This window comes from Paucilactobacillus nenjiangensis, from assembly GCF_005405445.1.
Taxonomy (GTDB): Bacteria; Bacillota; Bacilli; order Lactobacillales; family Lactobacillaceae; genus Paucilactobacillus; species Paucilactobacillus nenjiangensis.
Map to the genome: position 1 here is coordinate 1 of NZ_BJEB01000095.1, position 3,241 is coordinate 3,241.

Below are 3,241 nucleotides of genomic sequence, written 5' to 3' on the forward strand. Positions count from 1 at the left end.
GAGAGGATTCGAACCTCCGAACCCGAAGGAGCGGATTTACAGTCCGCCGCGTTTAGCCAACTTCGCTACCCCTCCATATGTCATAACCAACTATTATATAATACCGAAATTCGTGCTATATTACAAGCCCTTTTATCAAAAAATTGATAAATTTTGTCAACTTGTAACCGCTGGTATTGTTGACTTTAACAGTCCTAAACGAACCAGTGAATTCGGTGCTGCCTAAATAAGCAACTATTACATCATACAGAATTTATGACATCATTTCAAGCCTTTTTAGAAAAAAGCTAATTTTTCTCAATGACCTGAAATCGTTCGACCCATTGATTAAAGAATGGTTCCGTCAGCCATTCATTGATATGTTTATTTTTATATCCAACCGACTGATTGTAATAAGTGGTCTGACCGTACGTCCGTGGAGCCGGGTGAATATGCATGTGCCCAAATAACACGGAATCAACTTGCTCTTTTTCTAACAAATCACCAAGGCGATAACTACCCATCATGGCGTTTGCCATGCTCCACATCCGAATGTCAGGTTTATTAATTAAATATTCGCGCTTAGGTGAAAAATGAGTAAAGTAAAGCACTTGTCGCTGTCTTTTAGCGGCTAATTCAAGTTGTTGTTTCGTCTGCAACAAAACGATTTGCATTCTTTCAATATCGGTCATCGGTTGCTGAATAGCACGATCGACCCAGTATGCCCGCTTCCAAAGCTCAATTTCATCAATATCAGTTTTTTCCGGACGAAATGAATAGTCATACCAACCGTTATTACCAATAATCGTCCAATTTGTGCCCGCTACATCAATTGTTTTATTGTGAACGTAAATATCATCCTGTATCGACTCAAGTTCCTCAAACGAGACCCCAGCCAACATATCGTGATTACCCGCGATGAACAATACCTTGGTAGCATCCTCTAATTCAGTTTGTAAGTCGTGCACGTATTTCATCGATTTTTGAAAATCATTAAATAGATCGCCCGCAATTAAATAATAGTCGATTTGCTGCGTCACCAGGTATTCTGCTTGTTGTTTTAACATTTCCTGACTATCAATGCGATTCACATCAAAGTGATTATCACTCGTCATTGCAATTCTGCTCATCATGTCACTTCCAATTCCAAATAAAAAAGCCGACATATTGTCAGCTTTCATTATATATAAGTTAGTTAATCCCTGCCATTAATTTATGGATAGGTTTAACGAAGAAGAACAAGATGATACCAAGAACGACACTCGCTCCCCCAACGGCTAGGAAGTATTGAACTTCCGTGCCAGGTGTGTAAAATTTAACGATTTGAGCATTAATAGCTTGTCCAGCTGAGTTTGAAAGGAACCACATACTCATCATTTGCGCAGTAAATGCTTTTGGCGCTAATTTAGTGGTTAGAGATAATCCGATTGGTGAAATCAACATTTCGGCAATTTCAACGATGAACCATGAACCAACTAACCAAAGGGGACTCACGCGACCTGAAGTACCGTATAGCAATCCAGGCATAGCGATAAAGACATATGAAAGACCAGCAATCACAAGTCCAGCAGCAAATTTACCAGGGGCACTTGGTTGGTTTTTCCACTTACTCCAGATTACCACGAAGACAGGTGTCAAAATCATGATGAATAATGGGTTTAAGAGTTGGAAGTTCGCAGCTTGGAAATGCCATCCACCTAAATGTAAGACAGTCCGGTTAGCGGCAAACAAGGCCAAAATACTTGAGCCAGATTCTTCAATGCCCCAGAACATTGCTGCAGCAACGAAGAGTGGAATATAAGCCCAAACTCGTGATTTTTCAACTTTTTCAACTTTACGGCTATTCAGCATTGTAACAAAGTAAATAATTGGTAAGGCAATCGCGATAACGGTAATCAACCAAATAATGCTGTCGATATTCAAATTACCCATTGCGCCTAATAATCCAACCACCGCAACTAATGCCACGATAGCAATCACAGTCCAAATAATAATTGATTTCATATTTTCACGTTCAATTGGATCTTTAGGATAGTTACTTTCAGATGGTAAGTATTTTTTACCATCAAAGTAATATTGTAAAAGACCAAAGAACATACCAATGGCAGCTAACGCAAATCCAGCGTGATAGTTAATATGACCACCAAAGAGGTTCATACCAAAGCCATCAGAAGCCCAAGGTACCAAAATTGGTGCCACAGCAGCCCCAAAGTTAATCCCAAAGACGAATAAACTAAAGCCGGCATCACGACGACGGTCAGTTTCTGAATACAAACCGCCGACCATTTCTGAAACGTTTGGTTTCAATAAACCAGTACCAGCAACGATAAATGCAATTGATGCAAATAACGCAGCAGAGCCACCTGGAATCGAGAGTGAAATATGACCAAGCATGATCAAAACTCCACCAATAAAGACAGTCTTACGACTACCCCAAATCCGGTCACTCAGCCATCCACCAATCACTCCTGACATATAAACAAGCGATCCATAAATTGACATAACTGAAGCAGCGGTTGTTTGGTCAAAACCAAGGCCGCCATCTTTTACAGCCAAAATCATGTAAAAGATTAAAATTGCACGCATACCATAGTAACTAAATCGTTCCCACATTTCAGTGAAGAACAACGTTGACAAGCCTCGGGGTTGACCCAAAAAGGCAGTGTCAAGTTTCGCTTTTTTATCCAAAATATATCCTCCGTTATGTAAATATCTTACATATTGTTGTCATTAAAATTCAATTAATGAATTATTAAATTATAGTCTTTTATCTGAAGTTGGTCAATAAACGGTACCATTTTTTAGTGATTAGTTTGTCCTTGATATTTGCAAATAAAAGTGGCTCAACACGTTATTATCAACGGATTGGACCACTTTTATCTAGAAGATACTATTTATCAGATTATCATCAACATGTAAAATTATCATGGGGTTAACAGTTATCTATATCAAACTATTATCAAAAGTGTGAAATGGATGTTTACTCACATTATTGGGTAATTGTGTTCCTTTTTAATGCTAGTCTAAGCACGCCGGTCACCAGTTTCTAATTGCACGTCCATTGGGACCAAATGCCCGACGGTACAACCAAAAACCAACTGCGGCTGTTAATACATCAGCTATTGGTTGAGCTACAATTACTCCTTGGTATCCTAATAGATTTGCCATAATAAATATGACGACAATGTGAACTACTCCGGGAATAAATTCCCGGGCTTCTAGGAACACCGCATACTTGCCTATCACTCTTTGAATGATACGT

Annotated in this window: 2 protein-coding genes, 1 tRNA gene and 1 pseudogene; all 4 read right to left on the minus strand. The window is 39.1% G+C overall.

The window, feature by feature from the left end; genetic code table 11:
- Positions 1-67 (minus strand) — tRNA-Tyr (locus FFM59_RS10070).
- Between the two features lie 220 nt (positions 68-287).
- Complete coding sequence (locus tag FFM59_RS09815) at positions 288-1,160, minus strand: metallophosphoesterase (RefSeq protein WP_225420347.1); 873 nt, start codon at positions 1,158-1,160, stop codon at positions 288-290.
- 10 nt (positions 1,161-1,170) lie between these two features.
- A complete protein-coding gene (locus tag FFM59_RS09820) occupies positions 1,171-2,667 on the minus strand; it encodes a peptide MFS transporter (RefSeq protein ID WP_137602841.1) in 1,497 nt (498 codons plus the stop codon).
- Positions 2,668-3,015: 348 nt separating this feature from the next.
- A pseudogene (locus tag FFM59_RS10235) lies at positions 3,016-3,241 on the minus strand (hypothetical protein); the annotation flags it as partial.